General features: G+C 74.0%; 15 protein-coding genes and 1 pseudogene. 10 read left to right on the forward strand and 6 right to left on the reverse strand.

Going from position 1 to position 22,278, the window contains the following annotated elements; genetic code table 11:
* Window positions 1-99: 99 nt before the first annotated feature.
* The 4 genes and pseudogenes from ACOTKD_RS18320 to ACOTKD_RS18335 form a co-directional block, all read right to left on the reverse strand.
* Window positions 100-2,107 (reverse strand): annotated as a pseudogene (locus tag ACOTKD_RS18320) (ABC transporter permease).
* A complete protein-coding gene (gene modA, locus ACOTKD_RS18325; RefSeq protein WP_424890036.1) occupies window positions 2,104-2,865 on the reverse strand; it encodes a molybdate ABC transporter substrate-binding protein in 762 nt (253 codons plus the stop codon). Before modA ends, ACOTKD_RS18320 begins: the two are co-directional and overlap by 4 nt.
* A 13-nt stretch (window positions 2,866-2,878) precedes the next feature.
* A complete protein-coding gene (locus ACOTKD_RS18330; protein WP_424890037.1) occupies window positions 2,879-3,271 on the reverse strand; it encodes a TOBE domain-containing protein in 393 nt (130 codons plus the stop codon).
* A gap of 83 nt (window positions 3,272-3,354) precedes the next feature.
* A complete protein-coding gene (locus tag ACOTKD_RS18335) occupies window positions 3,355-5,943 on the reverse strand; it encodes a lysylphosphatidylglycerol synthase transmembrane domain-containing protein (protein WP_424890182.1) in 2,589 nt (862 codons plus the stop codon).
* A gap of 239 nt (window positions 5,944-6,182) precedes the next feature.
* Between ACOTKD_RS18335 and ACOTKD_RS18340 the strand changes: the two genes are divergently transcribed.
* From ACOTKD_RS18340 to nudC, 5 genes are all read left to right on the forward strand, one after another.
* Entirely contained in the window at window positions 6,183-6,542 is a 360-nt protein-coding gene (locus tag ACOTKD_RS18340) for an MGMT family protein (RefSeq protein WP_424890038.1), read from the forward strand.
* A 203-nt stretch (window positions 6,543-6,745) separates the two neighbouring features.
* Window positions 6,746-10,150, forward strand: coding sequence for an ATP-dependent helicase (locus ACOTKD_RS18345; RefSeq protein WP_424890039.1), 3,405 nt, complete (start codon window positions 6,746-6,748; stop codon window positions 10,148-10,150).
* A 73-nt stretch (window positions 10,151-10,223) separates the two neighbouring features.
* A complete protein-coding gene (locus ACOTKD_RS18350; protein ID WP_424890040.1) occupies window positions 10,224-13,925 on the forward strand; it encodes a UvrD-helicase domain-containing protein in 3,702 nt (1,233 codons plus the stop codon).
* A gap of 58 nt (window positions 13,926-13,983) precedes the next feature.
* Entirely contained in the window at window positions 13,984-15,411 is a 1,428-nt protein-coding gene (locus ACOTKD_RS18355) for a dipeptidase (protein ID WP_424890041.1), read from the forward strand.
* Between the two features lie 58 nt (window positions 15,412-15,469).
* Window positions 15,470-16,411 carry an NAD(+) diphosphatase gene (gene nudC, locus ACOTKD_RS18360; RefSeq protein WP_424890042.1) on the forward strand — a complete coding sequence of 314 codons (942 nt, stop codon included), beginning with the start codon at window positions 15,470-15,472 and terminating at the stop codon, window positions 16,409-16,411.
* Window positions 16,412-16,546: 135 nt separating this feature from the next.
* Here the strand turns inward: nudC and ACOTKD_RS18365 are convergent, their stop codons facing one another.
* Window positions 16,547-16,804 (reverse strand): glutaredoxin domain-containing protein, encoded by a 258-nt coding sequence (locus ACOTKD_RS18365; protein ID WP_424890043.1) that lies wholly within the window; start codon window positions 16,802-16,804, stop codon window positions 16,547-16,549.
* A 189-nt stretch (window positions 16,805-16,993) separates the two neighbouring features.
* On the opposite strand from ACOTKD_RS18365, the gene ACOTKD_RS18370 reads away from it, so the two are divergent.
* The 5 genes from ACOTKD_RS18370 to ACOTKD_RS18390 all read left to right on the forward strand — a co-directional run bounded on the left by ACOTKD_RS18370 (window position 16,994) and on the right by ACOTKD_RS18390 (window position 20,850).
* Window positions 16,994-19,198 (forward strand): ATP-dependent DNA helicase UvrD2, encoded by a 2,205-nt coding sequence (locus ACOTKD_RS18370; protein WP_424890044.1) that lies wholly within the window; start codon window positions 16,994-16,996, stop codon window positions 19,196-19,198.
* A 160-nt stretch (window positions 19,199-19,358) separates the two neighbouring features.
* Entirely contained in the window at window positions 19,359-19,685 is a 327-nt protein-coding gene (locus ACOTKD_RS18375) for a hypothetical protein (RefSeq protein ID WP_424890045.1), read from the forward strand.
* 131 nt (window positions 19,686-19,816) lie between these two features.
* Window positions 19,817-20,179 (forward strand): WhiB family transcriptional regulator, encoded by a 363-nt coding sequence (locus ACOTKD_RS18380; RefSeq protein WP_030366211.1) that lies wholly within the window; start codon window positions 19,817-19,819, stop codon window positions 20,177-20,179.
* Window positions 20,176-20,502 (forward strand): hypothetical protein, encoded by a 327-nt coding sequence (locus tag ACOTKD_RS18385; protein ID WP_424890046.1) that lies wholly within the window; start codon window positions 20,176-20,178, stop codon window positions 20,500-20,502. The genes ACOTKD_RS18380 and ACOTKD_RS18385 overlap by 4 nt, the downstream gene beginning before the upstream one ends.
* A 132-nt stretch (window positions 20,503-20,634) precedes the next feature.
* Window positions 20,635-20,850 (forward strand): hypothetical protein, encoded by a 216-nt coding sequence (locus ACOTKD_RS18390; protein ID WP_424890047.1) that lies wholly within the window; start codon window positions 20,635-20,637, stop codon window positions 20,848-20,850.
* A gap of 18 nt (window positions 20,851-20,868) precedes the next feature.
* Here the strand turns inward: ACOTKD_RS18390 and ACOTKD_RS18395 are convergent, their stop codons facing one another.
* Window positions 20,869-22,248 (reverse strand): ABC1 kinase family protein, encoded by a 1,380-nt coding sequence (locus ACOTKD_RS18395; RefSeq protein ID WP_424890048.1) that lies wholly within the window; start codon window positions 22,246-22,248, stop codon window positions 20,869-20,871.
* Between the last annotated feature and the right edge of the window lie 30 nt (window positions 22,249-22,278).

A 22,278-nucleotide genomic window follows, 5' to 3' on the forward strand; every position in this document is an offset into this window, starting at 1 on the left:
CCGTGCGGATCTGATCACTCGTTCATCGTCCGGGCGGGGCGGTTGAGGTGCGCGCGGGATGGGGCGTACGGGTTACTCGGGGAGTTTGTGGTTAACCCCCTACAGGGGGACGAAAGTGATCTCCGTGGCCTTGACGCTCACCCACACCGGTGTGCCCTCCGACAGCTTCAGCTCCGCCGCGGCGGCCGGAGTGATCTCCGCGACGACGTCCGGCTCACCCGACACGAGGACCCGCAGGCGGCCGCCGTGCGCGGTGATCTCACGGATCGTTCCCTGCCAGACGTTGCGGGGGCTTCCTGCGGTGGGGGGCACGGTGTGGAGTGAGACCGCTTCCGGGCCCACCACGGCCAGGCCTGCCGGTGCCTCGTGCGGGTCGCCTCCGCGGCGGGCGTCGGCCGTGACCAGGCTCGCGCCGTCGTCCAAGAGCAGGGTTCCCTCTGCCGTGGACTTGCCCGGCCACGCGTTCCGGCCCAGCATGCGGGCCACCCACGGGGAACGGGGGTGGCGGGTCAGCTCGGCGGGCGTCGCGTACTGGACGGTCGCGCCGTCCTCCAGCACGAGGACGTGATCCGCCAGGGAGACCGCCTCCACGGGATCGTGCGTGACGATCAGGCAGACGCCGGGGAAGTCCGCCAGGTGGGTGCGGAGGGTGTGCCGGACCGCGGAGCGGGTCGACTGGTCGAGGGCGGCCAGGGGCTCGTCCAGGAGGAGCAGGCGGGGGCGGGCCGCCAGGGCTCTGGCGAGGGCCACGCGCTGGGCCTGGCCGCCGCTGAGGCTGCCGGGCTTGCGGTGGGCCAGATCGCCTACGTCCAGGCGGGCCAGCCAGTGGTGGGCCTGGTGGTGGGCTTCCTTCTTGGGGATGCCCTGGGAGCGGAGGCCGTAGGCGGTGTTGGCTACGGCCGTGAGGTGGGGGAACAGGGCGGTGTCCTGGGGGACCCAGGAGATGTGGCGCTGGTGCGGGGGGCTTGCCGCCACGTCCTTGTCGCCGAGCGTCAGGGTTGTTGTCGTGGCGCGGTCCGTCAGGCCCAGGAGGGCTCGGAGCAGGGTTGTTTTGCCCGCGCCGTTCGGGCCTACTACGGCGATGGTGGTGCCGGGCTGTGCGGTGAGGGTGGTGGTTGTTGCGCCCGTGACCGTGGTGCGCAGGGGGTGCGGGGTGGGGGCGGGGGGGGGGGGGGGGGGGGGGGGGGGGGGGGGGCCGGGGGTGGTCCAGGGCCTCCGGGGCTGCATGATTTACGGTCCCCGTTCGTCGTTCCGGGTGCCCCGAACGCTTCCGCAAATCACGCTTTACGCCCCTTACCGGCCCCGGACCACCCCGGCCCCGCCCCTCGGCCGTCCGCGTCTGCAGCCAGTGGCCCCTGAGGGCGAGCAACACCGCCGTGGCGATCAGGAGCAACAGCAGGGACACCGCTGTGGCGCCCTCCGGGTCGTCCTGAAGGAGGAGGTAGACCTGGAGGGGGAGGGTTTGGGTTTCGCCCGGGAGGTTTCCCGCGAAGGTGATCGTCGCGCCGAATTCGCCCAGCGCCCTGGCCCATGTGAGGGCCGCCCCTGCGACCAGGCCCGGTGCCACCATCGGGAGCGTGATCGTGCGGAACACGCGGAGGGGGGTTGCTCCCAGGGACGTTGCGGTTTCTTCGTAGCGCGGGTGCAGGCCTGCCAGCGCTCCTTCCAGGCTGATCACCAGGAAGGGCATTGCCACGAAGGATGACGCTACGACTGCGCCCGCTGTGGAGAAGGGGAGCGTGATGCCCAGTGACTCCAGGGGCGGGCCCAGGACGCCCCTGCGGCCGTAGCCCTGGAGCAGTGCCACGCCCGCGACCGTGGGCGGCAGCACCATCGGCAGCATCACCAGGCAGCGGACGAGCGATTTACCCGGGAAGTCCACCCTGGCCAGGAGCCAGGCCAGGGGGACGCCCAGGAGGAGCGAGATCGCCAGGGCCCAGGCCGAGACCAGCAGGGACAGTCCCAGGGCCTCTGTCGCCTCGTGCGAGGTCAGGCGTGCCGGGAGCGTGCTCCACGGCGTGCGGGCCAGGATGCCCACCAGGGGCAGGAACAGGAACGCCACTGCCGCTGTTGCGGGCAGCGCCAGCGTCAGCGGCGTTCTCCTCACGGCTGCTGGAAGCCTGCGGTGCGGAGGAGCTTCTGGGCTTCGTCCGTGCTGAGCCACTTCACGAAGTCCGCCGCCTCGGTGGTGTGCTTGGAGCTCTTGAGGGTCGCTGCGGGGTACGACGCCACCGCGTTCTGGTCGTCGGGGATCGCCGTGGTGGCGACCTTGCCCTTGGCCGTGGTGGCGTCCGTCACGTAGACGATTCCCGCGTCCGCCTCGCCCATGCTCACCTTGCTCAGCACCGCCCGCACGTTGGGCTCCTGGGAGACCGGCTTCACCGTGACGTGCTGCTGGTCCAGGACCTTCTTGCTGTAGCGGCCCACCGGGACCTCGGGTGCCGCCAGGACGACCTTGAGGTCATCGCGGGAGAGGTCCGAGAGGGACTTGACGCTCTTGGGGTTGTCCTTCGCCGTGGCGATCGTCAGCCGGTTCTTCGCGATGACGGTGGGGGAGCCCGTGTCCTTCTCGAGGTCCTGCATCGTCTTCGTGTCCGCCGTGACCAGAGCGTCCGCCGGTGCGCCCTGGCGCACCTGCGCCGCCAGTTCCTGGGAGCCCGCGAAGGAGAACGTGACCTTGGTGCCCGGGTGCTCCTTCTCGTAGGCAGCGCCCGCCTGCTTGAAGACGTCGGTCAGGGACGCCGCCGCCAGGACGGTGAGGTTGGTGGGTTCCTTGGCGTCGGACTTGCCCTCGCCGCCGCAGGCCGCGAGGAGCGGGACGAGCAGGGCGCCGGCGAGGAACGGCAGGGAGCGGCGAATGTGCATCGGTTCTCCGTGGTCAGGTGCGGTCGATGTGCACGTTCGTCGCCTTCACCCGGGCCACCGCTTCCATCCCGACCGCCAGGCCGAGCTCCTCGACGGCCTCGCGCGTCAGGAGGGAGACCAGCCGGTGCGGGCCGGCCTGGATCTCGACCTGGGCTGCCACGTCGCCGAGCTTGACCGCGGTGATGATGCCGGGGAAGGCGTTGCGGGCACTGGTGTACGCGTCCTCGCCGTCGGCCGCCTCCGCCGCGAGGGACACCGAGAACGCGGCCAGGTCGGCCCCGTCGATGTGCCGCTTCCCCGCTTCGTCGCGGCGCGTCGGCATCCGGCCCGCGTCGGCCCACCGCCGGACGGTGTCGGCGCTGACTCCGAGCAGCTTGGCAGCCCGGCCGATGGTGTAGGAACGCATATGCGGCACGTTAAGGGGGTGCAGCTCGCATGTGCAAGGCTTCTTTGGGGACGAGGCTGGTAGATGCCTCACCCGGCTCGGGCTTAGATCGCTCCCTTGCGGGTCAGGTGCGTGAACGACAGCCACCCCGGCAGCACCGGCAGCCACAGCGTCATGAGGCGGAAGAGCAGCACCGCCGGCGTGCCCTGTTCCGCGGGGAGCCCGGCCACCGTCAGCGCCGCCGTCAGGGCCAGTTCCACCGCGCCCACGCCGCCCGGCGTCGGCGCCGCCGACCCCAGCGCGTTCGCGGTCAGGAACACCACCGCGATGCTCGCGTAGCTCAGCTCGCCCCCGAACGCGCGGATCGCCGCGTCCAGGCACATGACGTTCGCCGCCGTCAGCAGCAGCATGCCGCCGATGCCCGAGACCAGCTTCTGCGGGCGCTGCATGACGTCCAGCATGCGCGGGATCACGCCCGCGAAGAGCGACCGGAGGCGGGTCGACACGAACTTCCGCAGGACGGGGATCGCCGCCACGACGAGCACCAGCACGGCGGCCGTCAGCAGGCCGCCGATGACCGTGCGGGAGGGGCCGAGCGACGAGCTGCGCTCCGTGCCGGTGACGTAGCCGAAGGAGAGCAGCAGCAGGATGTGGCACGCCAGGCTGAACAGCTGGGACGCGCCCACGCTCGCCACCGCGAGGCCCGGGCGGACGCCCGAGCGCTGCAGGAAGCGGGTGTTCAGGGCCACGCCGCCGACCGCCGCGGGAGCCACGAGCTTGACGAACGAGCCGGCCACCTGGGCCAGCACCGTGCGGCCGAAGCCCACCTTCTCGGGCACGAAGCCCAGCAGGCTCATCGCGGCGGCGACGTACGTCAGCGCCTGGAAGGCCACCGCGACCGCCACCCACGCCCAGTTCGCCTTGTCGACGAGGTCGCCGAACTGCACGTGGGTCAGCTGCGACAGCAGGAAGTACGCGGCGAAGGCGCCCGCGACGAAGCTGAGGAGGGTGCGCAGCCTGATGCGCTCCAGACGGACGGGCTCTATCGGGGCCTGGGGCCGGATGAGCAGGACCTGGCGGCGGATCTGGGCCAGCAGGTCCTCTTCGCGGGCCTCCTCCAGAGCCTCGTCCAAGGCGCGCTTCTCGGCCTGCCGTTCCGCCTTGAGCGTCTTGCGGTCGCTGACGGCCTCCTTGGCGGCCTCCGCCGCCTCCAGGACCTTCTCGCGCTCGCGCTGGGCCCGCTCGCGGGCGAGCTGGCGCAGGGTCGCGCGGCTGACGCGGGTCAGGGCGATGGGCTGCAGGAGCGGGAGGCTGTCGGCGATGGCGTCGGGGCCGAGCACGGCCACGCCGGTGGCCACGGCGCGCTCGGCGCCGACCCGCAGGCCGAGCGTGACGAGGAGCTGTGCCACGTCCATGCGCAGGACCACGTCGCCGGCCGCGATCTCGCCGCCGCGCAGGTCGGTCAGGACCACATTGCCGGAACGATCCACCAGCAGGGCGTCCCCGTCGAGCCTGCGGTGCGCGATGCGCCGCGACTGCAGGGCCTGCACCTGGCGCCACGCGCCCGCCATCAGCTCGTCGGTGATCTCCTCGGCGGGCACCTGGCCCAGGGGACGGCCGCCGATGTGCTCGTAGACGAGCATCACGGCGTCCGGGCCCAGCTCGGAGGTGGCGATCAGCTTGGGGGCGTTGGCGCCGGCCGCGATGGCCGCGTAGGCCAGCAGCGCCTCCTGCTCCAGGGCCTGGCGCAGGGACTGCAGGCTGCGGCGCTGGGTGATGCCCCGCAGGGCCAGCCGCTGCCAGACGCGGTAGAAGAAGCCCTGCGCCTGTTGCTCGCGGTCGACGACCGTGACGTCCAGGGGCGGACCGTCCTCCAGGGTGACGATGTAGCGGCGGCCCCGCTCGTGCGGCTCGGTGTCGTCGGCGCCGTCCTCGGTGCGCAGCGCGGTGACCGGCTTGAAGCCGACGCGGCGCAGGCCCGTCAGCAGGTGACGGCCCGTGGGGCGGACGTTGGGGGAGCCGACGGCGTACAGCGTGCCGTAGGCGACCGTCCAGCCGATCAGGACGGTGGTGACGATCGAGAACGGCGTGGTGTAGCCGTTGACCAGGACGGCGAAGGCGTCCAGGAGGAGGACCGCCCACATGGCGACGCGCCAGCGGGGGCGGTGGGACATGCCCACGGCCGTCATGTAGGCGATGACCGGCGCCAGATAGCCGTGCACGGGGTCTGTGAGGCCGCCCGTGGGGGCGGGCTGGGTGAGGGCGTCCCGGATCGAGCCGGGCGCCGACCGGGCGACCCACAGGTCGGTGGCCAGGGACACGCCGTGCGCGAGCACGGCGGCCAGCACGCCGTCGGCGATGCGCAGCCCGTCCCGTTTGATCAGCCGCTCGACGGCGAAGGCCACGGGGACGATGAAGATGGCGATGTTGGCCGCGAGGCCCGCGAAGCTCGCCAGCAGCTGCGGGGCGCGCCCCGTGCTCTCCTTGATGTCCTGTTCGAGGCCCGTGGTGGTGCCGTGGGCGAAGGCCGCGAGGGCCAGGACGAGGGCGATGCCGACGATGCCGAGGAAGAGCCGCACCAGGTCGGCCGGGCGGTGCACGCGGGCGGGCAGCAGGGGCTCGTCGCCGGAGACCCGGTCGATGTGCGCCTCGCCGTCCGCGCAGTCGTAGCCGGGCTCCCCGGACGCGGGCAGCGCTCGGGGAGCGCGGTCCTTTTCAGGAGGCCCCGCGCCCTGCTGCCGGTCCTTCTCTTCTTCTTGGTCTCGTATCACCTGTCACCGCCCGGAAGATGGTGGCATGGCCCCACCGGGCGAGGGGGCATCAGGGTGCAATTCGGGGGCGCGGACTCCGGATCGTACGCCCTGTGCTGCGGATGTGCACTCTGAGTCACCGGGGGCTTGTGCTGTCGGCGGGGTACGGCACCATGGACCGGATGAGCGAGGACGATGAGCTCCCCGAGTACGCGGAGCGGGTGCTGGAGGTCGCCGAGCGGATCCCACCCGGCCGGGTGATGACCTACGGGGACGTCGCCGAGTGGCTGGGTGAGGGCGGGCCGCGGCAGGTCGGGCGCGTCATGGCGCTCTACGGCGGCGCCGTGCCCTGGTGGCGGGTCGTCCGCGCGGACGGCGTCCTGCTGCCCGGCAGCGAGCTGCGGGCCCTCGCCCACTACCGCGACGAGGGCACGCCGCTGCGCGAGGCCGGGCGCGCGGCCGAGGGACACGTGCCCCGGCTCGCCATGGCCCGCGCCCGCTGGGACGGCCGCGACGCCGGGAGTGTGACTCCGCACACCTGACGGTTTCCCCCGGCCACTGTGTGACCGGTGCGGGACCGGTCTCACCCGAACGGGTGAGACCGTGGAAGCCGTGCGCCGACTCCCGGGACGCCCTGCGCCCCGGACGCCGCCTGGCGTAGCGTCGGGAACCGCCGTCACTCCCCGGCCCCCGCGCCCGTACGGCCGCACGACTCCCCGCACTCCCACCAGGACCGGCAACCCACGTGAGCTCCTCCCCGCCTTCCGGCTCGACCCGGCCGCAGCGCCCGCAGGCACGGCAGCCCTCCCCGGGCGCCTACCGCCTCGTGCGCACCCGGCCGGGCCCCACGGCCCTTCCTGAGCTGGACGCGCGCCAGCGCGCCGTGGTTGAGCACGCCGGCGGTCCCCTGCTCGTCCTCGCGGGGCCGGGCACGGGGAAGACCACCACGCTGGTCGAGGCCGTCGCGGAGCGGGTGCGCCGGGGCACCCCGCCCGAGCGGATCCTCGTCCTCACCTTCAGCCGCAAGGCCGCCGTCGAGCTCCGCGACCGGATGGCCGCCCGGCTCGGCGCCGGAGCCGGCGCGCCCCGGGCCACGACCTTCCACTCGTACTGCTACGCCCTGGTCCGCGCCCACCAGGACGCCGACCTGTTCATCGACCCGCTGCGGCTGCTGTCCGGCCCCGAGCAGGACGCCGTCGTGCGCGAGCTGCTGGCCGGCCAGGCCGACCTGGAGCGCACCGGCCGCGCCCGCGTGCGCTGGCCCGACGAACTGCGCGCCTGCCTGACCACCCGCGGCTTCGCCGACGAAGTGCGCGCCGTCCTCGCCCGCAGCCGCGAGCTCGGGCTCGGCCCCGGCGCCCTCGGCGACTTCGCCGGCCGCACCGGCCGGCCCGACTGGGCGGCCGCCGCGTCCTTCCTCGCCGAGTACCTGGACCTGCTCGACATGCGCGGCGTGCTCGACTACGCCGAACTCGTCCACCGCGCGGTCCTCCTCGCCGAACGGCAGGACACCGCCGCCGAGCCGGCCGGCCGCTACGACGCCGTCTTCGTCGACGAGTACCAGGACACCGACGCCTCCCAGGTGCGGCTCCTGCGGGCCCTCGCCGGCGACGGCCGCACCCTCGTCGCCTTCGGCGACCCCGACCAGTCGATCTACGCCTTCCGGGGCGCCGACATCAACGGCATCCTCGAATTCCCGCACGCCTTCCCGCGCCGGGACGGCTCGCCCGCGCCCGTCGAGGTCCTCACCACCTCGCGCCGCTCCGCCGCGCGGCTGCTCGAAGCCACCCGGCTGCTCACCCGCCGGATGCCCCTCACCCGCCTCCCCGCGGACGCCGTCCGCGCGCACCGGGACCTCGCCGCCGTGCGCGAGGGCGGCAGCGTGGAGGCGTACACGTACCCCACCGCGGGCGCCGAGACCGACAACATCGCCGACATCCTGCGCCGCGCCCACCTGGAGGACGGCGTCCCCTGGCACGAGATGGCCGTCCTCGTCCGCGCCGGCGCCCGCTCCATACCGTCGCTGCGCCGCGCCCTGACGTCGGCGGGCGTCCCCGTGGAGGTCGACGGGGACGACATCCCCCTGCGCCAGGAACCGGCGGTCGCCCCGCTGCTGACGGCGCTGAGGGTGGTGGCGGAGGACGCGGCGGAGCCTGCGGCGTCCTCCGGGGCGTCCGCCGCTCCGGCTCCGGTCGGCACGGGGGCCTCTGCCGGGGTGCCTGCCGCTTCAACAGCCATGGGCGGGCGGGCGGGCGAAGACGCCGCGCCGCAGGCGCCCCGCATCGCCCCCGAGACCGCGCTCACCCTCCTCACCTCCCCCCTCGGCGGCATGGACGCCGCAGACCTCCGCCGCCTCGGCCGGGCCCTCAGAGACGAGGAGCGCGCCGCGGGCGAAGCCGTACCGCGCCCCTCCGACACCCTCATCGCCGAAGCCCTGGCGCAGCCCGAACGGCTGGCCGTCCACGACCCCGCCTACGCCCGCGGCGCCCAGCGCCTCGGCGCCCTCCTGCGCGAGGCGCGCGAGCTCCTCGCGGCCGGCGGCACCGCCGAAGAGGCCCTCTGGGCCCTCTGGGACGGCACCCCCTGGCCCACCCGCCTGGAGCGCACCGCCCACCGCGGCGGCGCCGCCGGCCGCAACGCCGACCGCGACCTGGACGCGATCTGCGCCCTCTTCGAGACCGCCGCCCGCGCCGAGGAACGCACCGGCGGCCGCGGTGCCCTGAACTTCCTCGACGAGCTCGAAGCGCAGGACATCGCCGCCGACACCCTCACCCGCAGGGCCGTCCGCCCCGACGCCGTGCGCCTGATGACCGCCCACCGCTCCAAGGGCCTCGAATGGCGGCTCGTGGTCGTCGCGGGCGTCCAGGAGGGCCTCTGGCCCGACCTACGGCGCCGCGGCTCGCTCCTGGAGGCCGACCGGATCGGCCGCGACGGCCTCGCCGAGCCGCTCAGCCCCGGCGCGCTGCTCGCCGAGGAGCGCCGCCTGTTCTACGTGGCGGCCACGCGTGCGCGCGAGCGCGTGGTCGTCACCGCGGTCAAGGCGGCCGCCGAGGACGGCGACCAGCCCTCCCGGTTCCTGGCCGAGCTGGGCGCCGAGCCCGTCGACGTCAGCCAGCGCCCCCGGCGCCCCCTGGCCGTCTCCGCGCTCGTGGCGGAGCTGCGCGCCACCACCGTCGACCCTGCCGCCTCGGACGCCCTGCGCGCCGCCGCCGCGCAGCGCCTCGCCCGGCTCGCGGCCCTGCGCGACGACGAGGGCCAGCCGCTCGTCCCGGCGGCACACCCGTACCGCTGGTGGGGCCTGCACGAGCCGACGCACAGCGAGGTGCCGCTGCGCGACCGCACGCGCCCCGTGGCCCTGTCCGGCTCGGCCCTCGGCCAGCTGGGCACCTGCTCCCTGCAGTGGTACCTGGGACGCGAGGTGAAGGCCGACGCGCCCGCCACCGCCGCCCAGGGGTTCGGCAACGTGGTGCACGTCCTCGCCGACGAGGTCGCCTCCGGCCGGACCCCCGCCGACCTCGCCGTGCTCATGGAACGGCTCGACTCCGTGTGGGACGCGCTCGCCTTCGACGCCCCCTGGAAGTCCGCGCAGGAGAAGGAGAACGCCCGCGCGGCCCTGGAGCGCTTCCTGCGCTGGCACGTGATGGAGCGCGGCGGCCGGGCCCCCGTCGCGACCGAGCACCCCTTCGACGTCACCCTGAAGGCCGAGGACTACCTGGTCCGCATCCGCGGCTCCATGGACCGCGTCGAGGCGGACGAGCACGGCCGCGCCTACGTCGTCGACTTCAAGACCGGCAAGGGCACCGTCTCCGCCAAGGAGGTCGAGCGCCACCCCCAGCTCGCCGTCTACCAGCTCGCCGTCGAGCACGGCGCCGTCGACGACGCCTTCGAGGGCGCCCGGCCGCGGCCCGGGGGCGCCGAGCTCGTCCAGCTGCGCCAGGGCGCGGCGAAGAAGGACGGCGGCGACTCCGTGCCGAAGGTGCAGGCCCAGGAGCCGCTGGGCGAGGGCGAGTGGATCGGCGGGCTGCTCGCCGAGGCCGCGGGCCGCGTCCTGGAGGAGCGGTTCGCGCCCCGCCCCGGCCAGCACTGCTCGCACTGCTCCTTCCGCGCCTCCTGCACCGCCCGCCCCGAGGGCCGGCAGGTCGTCGAGTAGCCCGGCCGTCACGGAACCCCTCTGACCTGCGGCGATGCGGGGCTGTCAGTGGCGGCCGTTAGCGTGGTGTGCCGTGACCCCGCGCCTGACCGACCCCGAGCAGCTCAAGGAGCTCCTCGGCATCCCCTTCACCCCGGAGCAGACGGCCTGCATCACCGCGCCGCCCGCCCCGCAGGTCATCGTGGCCGGCGCCGGCTCCGGCAAGACCACGGTGATGGCCGCGCGCGTGGTCTGGCTGGTCGGGACCGGGCAGGTCGCCCCCGAGCAGGTCCTCGGCCTCACGTTCACCAACAAGGCCGCGGGCGAGCTGTCCGAGCGCGTCCGCAAGGCGCTCGTCGCCGCCGGCGTCACTGACCCCGAGCCCTCGGCCGCCGACCCCGGACAGGCCCCGGGCGAGCCGCTGATCTCCACGTACCACGCCTTCGCCGGACGGCTCCTGAAGGAGCACGGCCTGCGCATCGGCCTGGAGCCCGGCGCCCGCCTCCTCGCCGACGCCACCCGCTTCCAGCTCGCCGCCCGCGTCCTGCGCACCTCGCCGGGCCCGTACCCCGCCCTCACCCGCTCCTTCGGCGACCTCGTCGCCGACCTCCTGGCCCTCGACGGCGAGCTCTCCGAGCACCTCGTGCCGGCCGCGCGGCTCCGCGCCCACGACCGCGAGCTGCTCGCCGCGCTGGAAGGCGCCCGGCTCACCAACGCCGATCTGCGCAAGGTCCCCGAGACCGCCCGCGCCCGCCTCGAACTGCTGGAGCTCACCGGCGCCTACCGCGAGGAGAAGCGCAAGCGCGACCTCCTGGACTTCGGCGATCAGATCGCCCTCTCCGCCGAGCTCGCCCGCACCCGCCCCGAAGTGGGCCGGATCCTGCGCGAGCAGTTCGCCGTCGTCCTCCTCGACGAGTACCAGGACACCTCCGTCGCCCAGCGCCTCCTGCTCTCCGGCCTCTTCGGCGGCGGCACCGGCCACGCCGTCACCGCCGTCGGCGACCCCTGCCAGGCCATCTACGGCTGGCGCGGCGCCTCCGTCGCCAACCTGGACGACTTCCCCGAGCACTTCCCCTTCGCCGACGGAAGCCCCGCCCGGCGCTTCGCCCTCAGCGAGAACCGGCGCAGCGGCGGCCGCCTCCTCGACCTCGCCAACGGCCTCGCCGCCGAGCTCCGCGAGCGCCACGAAGGCGTCGAGGCCCTGCGCCCCGCCCCCGGCGCCGAGCGGGACGGCGTGGTGCGCTGCGCCCTGCTGCCCACCCACGCCGAGGAGCTCGACTGGCTCGCCGACTCCCTCGCCCACCTCGTGCGCACCGGCACCCGCCCCGGCGACATCGCCGTCCTGTGCCGCACCGCCGCCGACTTCGCGCAGATCCAGGGCGCCCTCGTGCGGCGCGACATCCCCGTCGAGGTCGTCGGCCTGTCCGGGCTGCTGCACCTGCCGGAGATCGCCGACCTCGTCGCCGTCTGCGAGGTCCTCCAGGACCCCGCCGCCAACGCCTCCCTCGTCCGGCTGCTGATCGGGCCCCGCTGGCGCATCGGCGCCCGCGACCTCGCCCTCCTCGGCCGCCGCGCCCGCACCCTCGTCCCCTACGGCAGCGCCGGCGACGACCCCGGGCGGCGCCTCGCCGAAGCCGTCGAAGGCGTCGACCCGGCCGAGACGGTCTCCCTCGCCGACGCCCTCGACACCTTCCTCGCCGCCGACGCCTCCGGCACCCCCGATGACGGCCTGCCCTTCTCCGCCGAGGCCCGCGTCCGCTTCGCCCGCCTCGCCGCCGAACTGCGCGACCTGCGGCGCTCCCTGGCCGACCCCCTCATGGACGTCCTCCACCGCGTCCTCGCCGTCACCGGCCTGGAGGTCGAGCTGTCCGCCTCGCCGCACGCCCTGGCCGCCCGCCGCCGCGAGACCCTCTCCCACTTCCTGGACATCGCCGCGGGCTTCGCCGCCCTCGACGGCGAGACCACCGTGCTCTCCTTCCTCGGCTTCCTGCGCACCGCCGCGCAGTACGAGAAGGGCCTCGACAGCTCCCTCCCCGGAGGGGAGGACACCGTCAAGATCCTCACGGCGCACAAGTCCAAGGGCCTGGAGTGGGACGTCGTCGCCGTCCCCGGCCTCGTCGACCGGTCGTTCCCCAGCGAGCAGTCCCGCGACTCCTGGACCGCCCAGGCCAAGGTCCTCCCGCACGCCCTGCGCGGCGACGCCGACACCCTGCCCGACGTGGAGGCGTGGGACAGCAAGGGCATGGCCGCCTTCAAGGCCGCCATGAAGGAACACCAGCGCATCGAGGAACTCCGGCTCGGCTACGTCACCTTCACCCGGCCCCGCTCCCTCCTCCTCGGCTCCGGCCACTGGTGGGGTCCCAGCCAGAAGAAGCCCCGTGGGCCGTCCGCCTTCCTCGACGCCCTCCGCGCGCACTGCGAGGCCGGCCACGGCGAGATCGAGGCCTGGGCCGAGGCTCCCGAGGAGGGCGCCGAGAACCCCGCCCTGGAGGAGGCCGCCACCGACCGCTCCTGGCCCCTGCCCCTGGACCCGGACTCCCTCGCCCGCCGCCGCGCCGCGGCGGACGCGGTGAACGCGCACCTGGCCCGGCTGGACGCCGTGCCGGCGGAGGCCGCGGAGCCCGGCCCCGCCGACGATCCCGACTGGCCGCCTCCGCCGGAGGACGAGGAGTACGACGCGTTCGAGGCGTACGAGGACGAGCACCTCGGCCCCGACGAGTGGGACGCCCTGCCGACGGCCCGCCCGGAGCCGGACGCGGGCGCCGACCGCCGTCCCCCGGGCATGCCTGCCCCGCTCACGGGCCGGGACGGAGCCCCGGGAAACGGTGAAGGGGCGGGACCGGGGCACCCCGCTCCGCCGCAGCGGCGCGCCACCACCGGGGAGCCCGGCGGTGCCGGGCCTCACCGCACCCCGTCGCTGCCCGGCCCCCGCCGCGAGGCCGGCGACCTTGTGCCCGTGCGGGTCGACCACGCCCCCGCACGCCCCGGGCCTGTGGGCGGCCTGCCCCACCCGGCTCCGCACCCGGAGGAGTTCCCCTCCGGGGAGCCCTCCGCGACACGGGAGCCGGCGCCCGCGGCGTCCCCGCTCCTGCCCGAAGAGGCCAGGCTCGCCGCCTCCTGGGACCGTGACCTCGACGCCCTGGCGGGCGAGCTCCGCCGGGCGCGTGCGCGCGAGCGCGACGTCCCCCTGCCCGCCGCGCTCAGCGCGTGGCAGCTGGTCAGGCTCGCCGGCGACCCCGAAGGGTTCGCGCGCGAGCTCGCCCGGCCCATGCCGCGCCCGCCCCAGCCCGCGGCCCGCCGCGGCACCCGCTTCCACGCCTGGATCGAGTCCCGCTTCGAGCCGCTGCCCCTGCCGCTGCTCGGCCCCGACGAGCTGCCCGGCGGCGCGGACGACGACGGCCCCGGCCCCGAGATCGCCGACGAGCAGGACCTCGCCGCCCTCAAGGAGGCCTTCGAGCGCACCCCGTACGCCCACCGCGTCCCCCACCGGATCGAGGTGCCCGTCCAGCTCACCCTCGCGGGCCGCGTCGTCCGCGGCCGCATCGACGCGGTCTACCGCGAGCGCGGCCCCGAGGGCGACACGTACGAGATCGTCGACTGGAAGACCGGCCGCGCCCACGACGCCGACCCCCTGCAGCTCGCGATCTACCGCGTGGCCTGGGCCGAGCAGCACGGCCTGCCGCTGTCCTCCGTGACGGCCGCGTTCGTGTACGTGCGCGACGGCGAGACCGTCCGCCCGCCCGGCCTCCCCGACCGCGCCGGCCTCGAACGGCTCCTCCTGGGGGAGCAGGTGTGACCAGGGCGGACGCCGGGCCGGTCATGGTCACGATGCGTGTCCGGATAGGCTCGATGTCATGAGCGAGACTCCGGACAGCGCCGTCCGCGCGTTTATCGAAGGCCACCGCGCCGCGTTCCTCGACGACCTCGTCGAGTGGCTCCGCATCCCCTCCGTCTCGGCCGACCCCGGCCGCGCCGGGGACGTGCGCCGCAGCGCCGAATGGCTGGCCGCGAAGCTCAGCGAGACGGGCTTCCCGACCGCGGAGGTCTGGGAGACCGACGGCGCCCCGGCGGTGTTCGCCGAGTGGCCCTCGGGCGACGAGGGCGCCCCGACCGTCCTGGTCTACGGGCACCACGACGTCCAGCCCGCCGCCCGCGAGGACGGCTGGCACACCGAGCCCTTCGAGCCCGTCGTCAAGGACGGCAGGCTGTACGCCCGCGGCGCCGCCGACGACAAGGGCCAGGTGTTCTTCCACACCCTCGGCGTCCGCGCCCACCTCGCCGCCACCGGCCGCACGGCGCCCGCGGTCAACCTCAAGCTGCTCATCGAGGGCGAGGAGGAGTCCGGCTCGGAGCACTTCGCCGGCCTCGTCCGCGCCCGCGCCGACCGCCTCGCCTGCGACACGGTGATCGTCTCGGACACCGGCATGTGGTCCGAGGACACCCCCACGGTCTGCACCGGCATGCGTGGCCTCGCCGACTGCCAGATCGACCTTTACGGCCCCGACCAGGACATCCACTCCGGCTCCTTCGGCGGCGCGGTGCCCAACCCCGCCATGGAGGCCGCCCGGCTCGCCGCCGCCCTCCACGACGAGGACCTCCGCGTCGCGATCCCCGGCTTCTACGACGGCGTCGTCGAGCTCACCGACCGCGAGCGCGAGCTCTTCGCCGAGCTGCCCTTCGACGAGCAGCACTGGCTGCGCGCCTCCCACTCGTACGCCTCCCGGGGCGAGGCCGGCTACAGCACCCTGGAGCGCATCTGGGCCCGCCCCACCGCCGAGGTCAACGGCATCGGCGGCGGCTACCAGGGCCCCGGCGGCAAGACCATCGTCCCCTCCACCGCCCAGCTGAAGCTGTCCTTCCGGCTCGTGGCGGGCCAGGACACCGGCCGCGTCCAGCAGGCCGTGCGCCAGTGGGTCGCCGACACCCTGCCGGACGGCATCCGCCACGAGCTCACCTTCTGGGGCGCCACCCGCCCCTGCCTGACCCCCCTGGACCACCCGTACCTGAAGTCGGTCGTACGGGCCATGGAGCGCGCCTTCGGCAAGAAGGTCCGCTTCACCCGCGAGGGCGGCTCCGGCCCCGCCGCCGACCTGCAGGACGTGCTCGGCGTCCCGGTGCTCTTCCTGGGCATCTCGGTGCCCTCGGACGGCTGGCACGCCCCGAACGAGAAGGTCGAGCTCGACCTCCTGATGAAGGGCGTCGAGACCGCCGCCCACCTGTGGAGCGACCTCGCGGAAGCGGGCGCCTCCGCGACGGCGCCCGGGGGAGGGAGCGCCGGCTAGCCCGCGCACCGCACAGACGACCAATCGCAGGGATTCGTAGGGGGAGTTGGAAGCAGCAGTGACCACCTGGACCGATCGCACGGCCGGACGGCCGATCACCCTCACCGGCGTGAGCGGCATCGACCGCGCCGCCCACCACCGCCTGGACGAGGCGTGGCTCGCCGCGGCCTGGAGCCACCCCTCCACGAGAGTCTTCGTGGTCTCCGGCGGGCAGGCGCTGATCGACGACACCCCCGACGGCCGCACCGAGCTCGTCATGACGCCGGCCTTCGAGGCGCCCGTCACCGAGACCCACCGCTACTTCCTCGGCCAGGACGCGGACGGCATCGCCTACTTCGCGCTGCAGAAGGACGCCCTGCCCGGGCGGATGGACCAGTCCGCGCGCCCCGCCGGGCTGCGCGAGGCGGGCCTGCTGCTCTCGCCGCGCGACGCCGGGCTGCTGGTCCACGCGGTCGCCCTGGAGAACTGGCAGCGGCTGCACCGCTTCTGCTCGCGCTGCGGCGAGCGCACGGTCGTCGCCGCCGCCGGCCACATCCGCCGCTGCCCGGCCTGCGGCGCCGAGCACTACCCGCGCACCGACCCGGCCGTGATCATGCTCGTCACCGACGAGGACGACCGCGCGCTGCTCGGCCGCCAGATGCACTGGCCGGAGGGCCGCTTCTCCACCCTCGCGGGCTTCGTCGAGCCGGGGGAGTCCCTGGAGCAGGCGGTGCGGCGCGAGGTCGCCGAGGAGGCCGGCGTCGTCGTGGGGGACGTGGAGTACGTCGCGAGCCAGCCCTGGCCGTTCCCGTCCAGCCTGATGCTGGGCTTCATGGCGCGGGCCGTCTCCCGCGACATCCAGGTGGACGGGGAGGAGATCCACGAGGCGCGCTGGTTCTCGCGGGAGGAGCTGCGGGAGGCCTTCGCCTCGGGCGAGGTCCTGCCCCCGACCGGCATCTCCATCGCCGCCCGGCTGCTGGAGCTCTGGTACGGCGAGCCGCTGCCGCAGGGCCAGCCCTGACGGGCAGACGGTGCTGCATGGCCTGCTCTGACGGGCAGACGGTGCTGGAAGGCCTGCCCTGCCGGGCAAGACGTGGCGAAGGCCCCGGTCCGCGGACCGGGGCCTTTCTGCTCGCGTGCCCGCCGCGAGCGCGCGTCAGGACGCGAGGGCCTGCTTGACCTGGGCCAGGGACGGGTTGGTCATGGTGACCGGCGCCGCACCGCTGAGCGGGTTCACCAGGACCGTCGGGACCGTCTGGTTGCCGTCGTTCGCCTTCTCCACGAAGGCCGCCGACTCGGCGTCGAGCTCGATGTTGATCTCGTTGTAGGTGATTCCCTCGCGGTCCAGCTGGCTCTTCAGCCGGCGGCAGTAGCCGCACCACGTGGTGCTGTACATCGTCACGGTGCCCGACATGCGACCTCGTGCCCTTCTCTCGGTGGTGGTCCGGTCCGCCCCCTGGTCGTGCCGTGGGTACCGATCCCGGTGTTGTTCCGGTGGTAGAACGTGCACCTGTCCACGGCCATTCCCGTATTCGTACGACTAGCGGGTCACGCCTGTGGACGACATTCCCGGTCGCCCCGCCGGACCTGGCAGCATGGCGGGGTGACAGCAGCAACGCACTCCACCCTCTTCCCGCCGGTTCCGGACTCCCCGGACGCGGTGCTCGACGGGCTCGACCCCGAGCAGCGCGAGGTGGCGACCGCCCTCGGCGGCCCGGTGTGCGTGCTGGCCGGCGCCGGCACGGGCAAGACCCGCGCGATCACCCACCGCATCGCCTACGGCGTCCGCTCCGGCGTGCTCCAGCCCTCCAGCGTGCTCGCCGTCACGTTCACCAACCGCGCCGCGGGAGAGATGCGCGGCCGGCTCCGCCAGCTCGGCGCCGGCGGCGTCCAGGCCCGCACGTTCCACTCGGCCGCCCTGCGCCAGCTGCAGTACTTCTGGCCCAAGGCCGTCGGCGGGGAGCTGCCGCGGCTGGCCGAGCGGAAGGTCCAGATCGTCGCGGAGGCCGCGGCCCGCTGCAAGCTCCGCCTCGACCGCACCGAGCTGCGCGACGTGACCGGCGAGATCGAGTGGGCGAAGGTCACCCAGACCGTCCCCGAGGACTATCCGGCGGCCAGGGCCAAGGCCGGCCGCGAGGCCCCCCGCGACCCCGCCGAGACCGCCCGGATCTACGCCGGCTACGAGCAGCTCAAGCGCGACCGCGGCGTGATCGACTTCGAGGACGTCCTGCTGCTGACCGTCGGCGTCCTGCAGGACCGGCACGACATCGCCGAGACCGTCCGCCGCCAGTACCAGCACTTCGTCGTCGACGAGTACCAGGACGTCAGCCCCCTCCAGCAGCGCCTCCTGGAGCTGTGGCTCGGCGACCGCGACAGCCTCTGCGTCGTCGGCGACGCCAGCCAGACGATCTATTCGTTCACCGGTGCCACCCCCGACCACCTGCTGAACTTCCGCATCCGCCACCCCCACGCCACGGTCGTCAAGCTCGTCCGGGACTACCGCTCGACCCCCCAGGTCGTCCACCTCGCCAACGGCCTGCTCTCCCAGGCCCGCGGCCGCGCCGCGGAGCACCGCCTGGCGCTGGTCTCCCAGCGCGACCCCGGCCCCGAGCCCGTCTACGGCGAGTACGCGGACGAGCCCGCCGAGGCCGAGGGCACCGCCCGCCGCGTCCGGGACCTCATCGACTCCGGGGTGCCCGCGAGCGAGATCGCGATCCTCTTCCGCATCAACGCCCAGTCCGAGGTCTACGAACAGGCCCTCGCCGACGCCGGGGTGCCCTACCAGCTGCGCGGCGCCGAGCGGTTCTTCGAGCGGCCCGAGGTGCGCGAGGCCGGGCTGCTGCTGCGCGGCGCCGCCCGCGCCGGCGGCTCCGACTCCCAGCTCGACGGCGCCGATGACGTCCCGTCCCAGGTGCGGGCCGTCCTGGGCACCCGCGGCTGGACGCCCGAGCCGCCCGCCGGCTCCGGCGCGGTCCGGGACCGCTGGGAGTCCCTCGCGGCCCTCGTGCGCCTCGCCGAGGACTTCGTCCGGGCCAGACCGGAGGCGACCCTCGCCGATCTCGTGGCCGAGCTCGACGAGCGGGCGAGCGCCCAGCACGCCCCCACCGTCGAGGGTGTGACTCTCGCCTCACTTCACGCCGCCAAGGGCCTGGAGTGGGACGCCGTGTTCCTCGTCGGCCTCGCCGAGGGCATGATGCCGATCACATACGCCAGGACGGACGAGCAGATCGAGGAGGAGCGCCGCCTCCTCTATGTGGGGGTCACCCGGGCCCGCCGCCACCTCTCCCTCTCCTGGGCGCTCTCCCGGACGCCGGGCGGCCGGCCCTCCCGGCGGCCCACCCGCTTCCTGAACGGCCTGCGCCCGGGCTCCGCGGCCGTCCGCCCCGGCACCGCCTCCCGCGGCGGCCCGGGAGGCGTCGAGCGCGGCCCCGACCGCCGCCGGAAGCGGGGCTCCGCCCGCTGCCGCGTCTGCGGCCGCACCCTGACCGACGCGGGCGAGATCAAGCTCATGCGCTGCGAGGACTGCCCCTCCGAGCTCGACGAGGCGCTCTACGAGCGGCTGCGCGACTGGCGCGCGGACCAGGCCGGCCGGCTGGGCCAGCCCGCCTACTGCGTCTTCACCGACAAGACGCTCCTCGCGATCGCGGAGGCCGTTCCGGGAACCGAAGCGGAGCTCTCGCGCATCTCAGGGGTGGGAGGACGCAAGCTCGACTCGTTCGGCGCCGATGTCCTCGCGCTGTGTGCAGGACACGACCTGACGTCGGAAGATGCGTCCCACGACGCATCCGGAGAATCTCCGGAAAAATAGTTTGCGCACGCGGACGGCATACCCATAGCCTTCCGAGCACGGAGACAACGGCTCTTCCGGGAGCCGTCGGATCCGTGCTGTACTGAACCAGCTGTACTGAACTCAAAAGCCCGGACCCGTTCCGACAGGTCCCCGAAGACGCCGAGAGGAGGCGAGACCAATGATCAGCTTCAAGACCAGCAACAAAATGACCGATCGCCAGGTCATCGCCGCCCGTCCGCTCGGCTTCTCCTTCGTCTCTCTCCGGGGCACCGGTCTGTCCGGCGCCGGTTTCGCTCCGATCAACGGCTCCGCCCTGATCAACGAAACCTCCCTGATCAATGAGCGACCGACCAAGGCGTCCGCGGTAGAGGCAGCAGCAACGGCACAGGCCCAGGCCTATGCCCTTGCGACGACGACCAACGGCGCCGGATCCGGCAGCACGCAGCACCAGCACCAGACGATGTGGGCCTTCCGTGGGCTCGAACCCTGGAGAGATCCAGCCTGATCGGCATGATCAGGTCGGCACCTTCCAGGGCCGCGGAACCCACACCGGGATCCGCGGCCCTTTTGTTTGCCCCCTCACCGAGGGGAACCAGCCCGGCCACGAGCCGGAAGACAGACGAGGAAAAAGACACCGTGCAACTCAAGGCGCACACCCCGTCAGTAGCGACCGACCTGATCCCCCCGCCCGTCCCCACGGAGGACACCTTGACCCCCCTCACCGCCCTGACCGACCTCGACGACGCGATCGAGAACCTGGGCACCCCCGTCCCCTGCCGCAGCTACGACCCGGAGGTCTTCTTCGCCGAGTCCCCCGCGGACGTGGAGTACGCCAAGTCGCTCTGCCGGACCTGCCCGCTGCGTGAGGCCTGCCTCGCCGGCGCCATGGACCGCCGCGAGCCGTGGGGCGTCTGGGGCGGCGAGCTCTTCGTCCAGGGCGTCGTGGTGGCCCGCAAGCGCCCCCGTGGCCGTCCGCGCAAGAACCCGGTCGCCGCATGAGCGTCTTCGGCACCATCGACCGCCCCACCACGCACGACCCCAAGAAGCAGGATCCGACCATGCACCGCCCCTCCGCCGAGCCGTTCGGCCCCGAGTTCCCCCTCCGTGACACTGCCCGCGCGACCGCCTCGCGCCAGAACAGGAACCTCGAAATGCAACTCATCCCAGAAGCCCTGGCCCGTGCCCATATGCACGAGCGACTGAGGGAGGCCGACTCCGAGAGGAGGGCCAACCGGCTGGCCGCCGCCCGGCGCATGCAGCGCCGCGCCGAGCGCGCCTCGATGCGCGCCCGCCGGGCCCTGGCCATGGCGGTCATGAACTGACCCGGCCGCCCCGGGCGGGCCTCGCCCGCCCCTGCTCCCACCCCCGCGGGGCCGGATCCGCACGGACCGGCCCCGCGGGGCGTTCGGGTGCGTTGTGCCCTCCCGGCACCTCTACGGGGATATCGTCTGGGAGTGGACCAGAAGACGCATGAATCAGTGCAGTTGGACCCTGAGGCCACCGAGACCGACGAGACCATCGCCTGCGCTCGCTGTGGCACCCCCGCCGACGGTGCGCCGCCGACCTGGACCTGCTCCTTCGAGAACGGCCGCCGCCGCTACTTCTGCGACGACTGCGCCCGGGCCAACATCAGATCGATCGAGGGCCGCCTCGACTCGTCCTGGTGGTGAGGCCGGGCGCCCGGCCCCTCAGGCCGGCGTCTCCCTGCTCTCCGCGGCCGGGCCGCCCCCCGCCGCCGCGAAGCCGGGCACCCACGCCTCCATCTCGTCCCGCAGCCGCACGGTCGCGCCCAGCTGGCACAGCACCCCGATCGTGCTCATCGTCACGCGGTGTATCAGCAGATACGCCGGCGGGAGGTTGAGCTGCCGGGCCAGCTGGTACGCGGGGGAACGGGGGTCGGCGATCCGCGTCGCCTGCGCGCGCATCCAGCCGCGGGTGAAGGTGAACTCCGCCGCCTGCGCCGGCTCGATGATCGGCAGCAGATAGTCGAGCACGGCACCCGGATCCAGCTCGATCTCCGGCTTGACGAACCCCTCGTCCCGCAGCAGCTCGTGGACCGCCTCGGCCTCGCCGTCCAGCGTCAGCCGCAGCGCCGTGCCGATCTCCGGCGGGAGGCCCTGCGGCAGCCGGTCGACCGTGCCGAAGTCCAGCACGCCCAGCCGCCACTTCTCCGGCGGGCCGTCGGGGGCGTCCCCGGTCAGCAGCCGGAAATTGCCCGGATGCGGGTCCGCGTGCAGCAGGCCCGTGCGCGCCGCACCGGAGAAGAGGAAGCGCGCCAGCAACTGCCCGGCCCGGTCCCGCTGCTCCTGGGTGCCGTCCGCTATCACCTCCGACAGCGGCAGCCCCTCCAGCCACTCGGTGACCAGCACCTGATCGCTCTGGTGCACCACCTGCGGGACGATCACATCCGGATCGCCCGCGAACTCCTCGGCGTGCGTGCTCTGCGCCCGGGCCTCCAGGCCGTAGTCCAGCTCCTCGGAGACCCGGTCCTTCAACTCCGAGATCAAGGGCTTGATGTCCATGCCCGGCACCAGCGGCCCCAGCAGTCTCGCGAACCGGCCCAGCTGGGTCAGGTCCGAGAGCAGGGCCTCGCCCGCGCCGGGGTACTGCACCTTCACCGCGACCTTCCGGCCGTCGTGCCAGACCGCCCGGTGCACCTGGCCGATCGAGGCGGCCGCCGCGGGACGGTCGTCGAACTCCTCGAACAGCTCCCGCCAGTCCTCGCCGAGCCGCTCCGCCAGCGCCGCGTGCACCGTCTTCACCGGCATCGGCGGGGCCGCTTCCTGAAGCTTGGTCAGGGCGGCCCGGTAGGGCCCGGCGATCTGCTCGGGAAGGGCCGACTCGAACACCGACAGCGCCTGACCCAGCTTCATCGCACCCCCCTTGAGCTGCCCGAGCGTCGCGAAGAGCTGCTCCGCAGTGCGCTGCTGCAGCTCCGTCGCGATCAGCTCCGCCGGCCGCCCCCCGATGCGCTTGCCGAGCCCCAGGGCCGTGCGCCCCGCGAACCCCAGTGGCAACGCGGCCAACTTGGCGGTACGCGTGACCGCCTTGCGGGGTAGATCAGACATTCGCCCCTCCAACTAGCTGAGCTGAACAGC

This window comes from Streptomyces sp. XH2, from assembly GCF_049725035.1.
Taxonomy (GTDB): Bacteria; Actinomycetota; Actinomycetes; order Streptomycetales; family Streptomycetaceae; genus Streptomyces; species Streptomyces roseoverticillatus.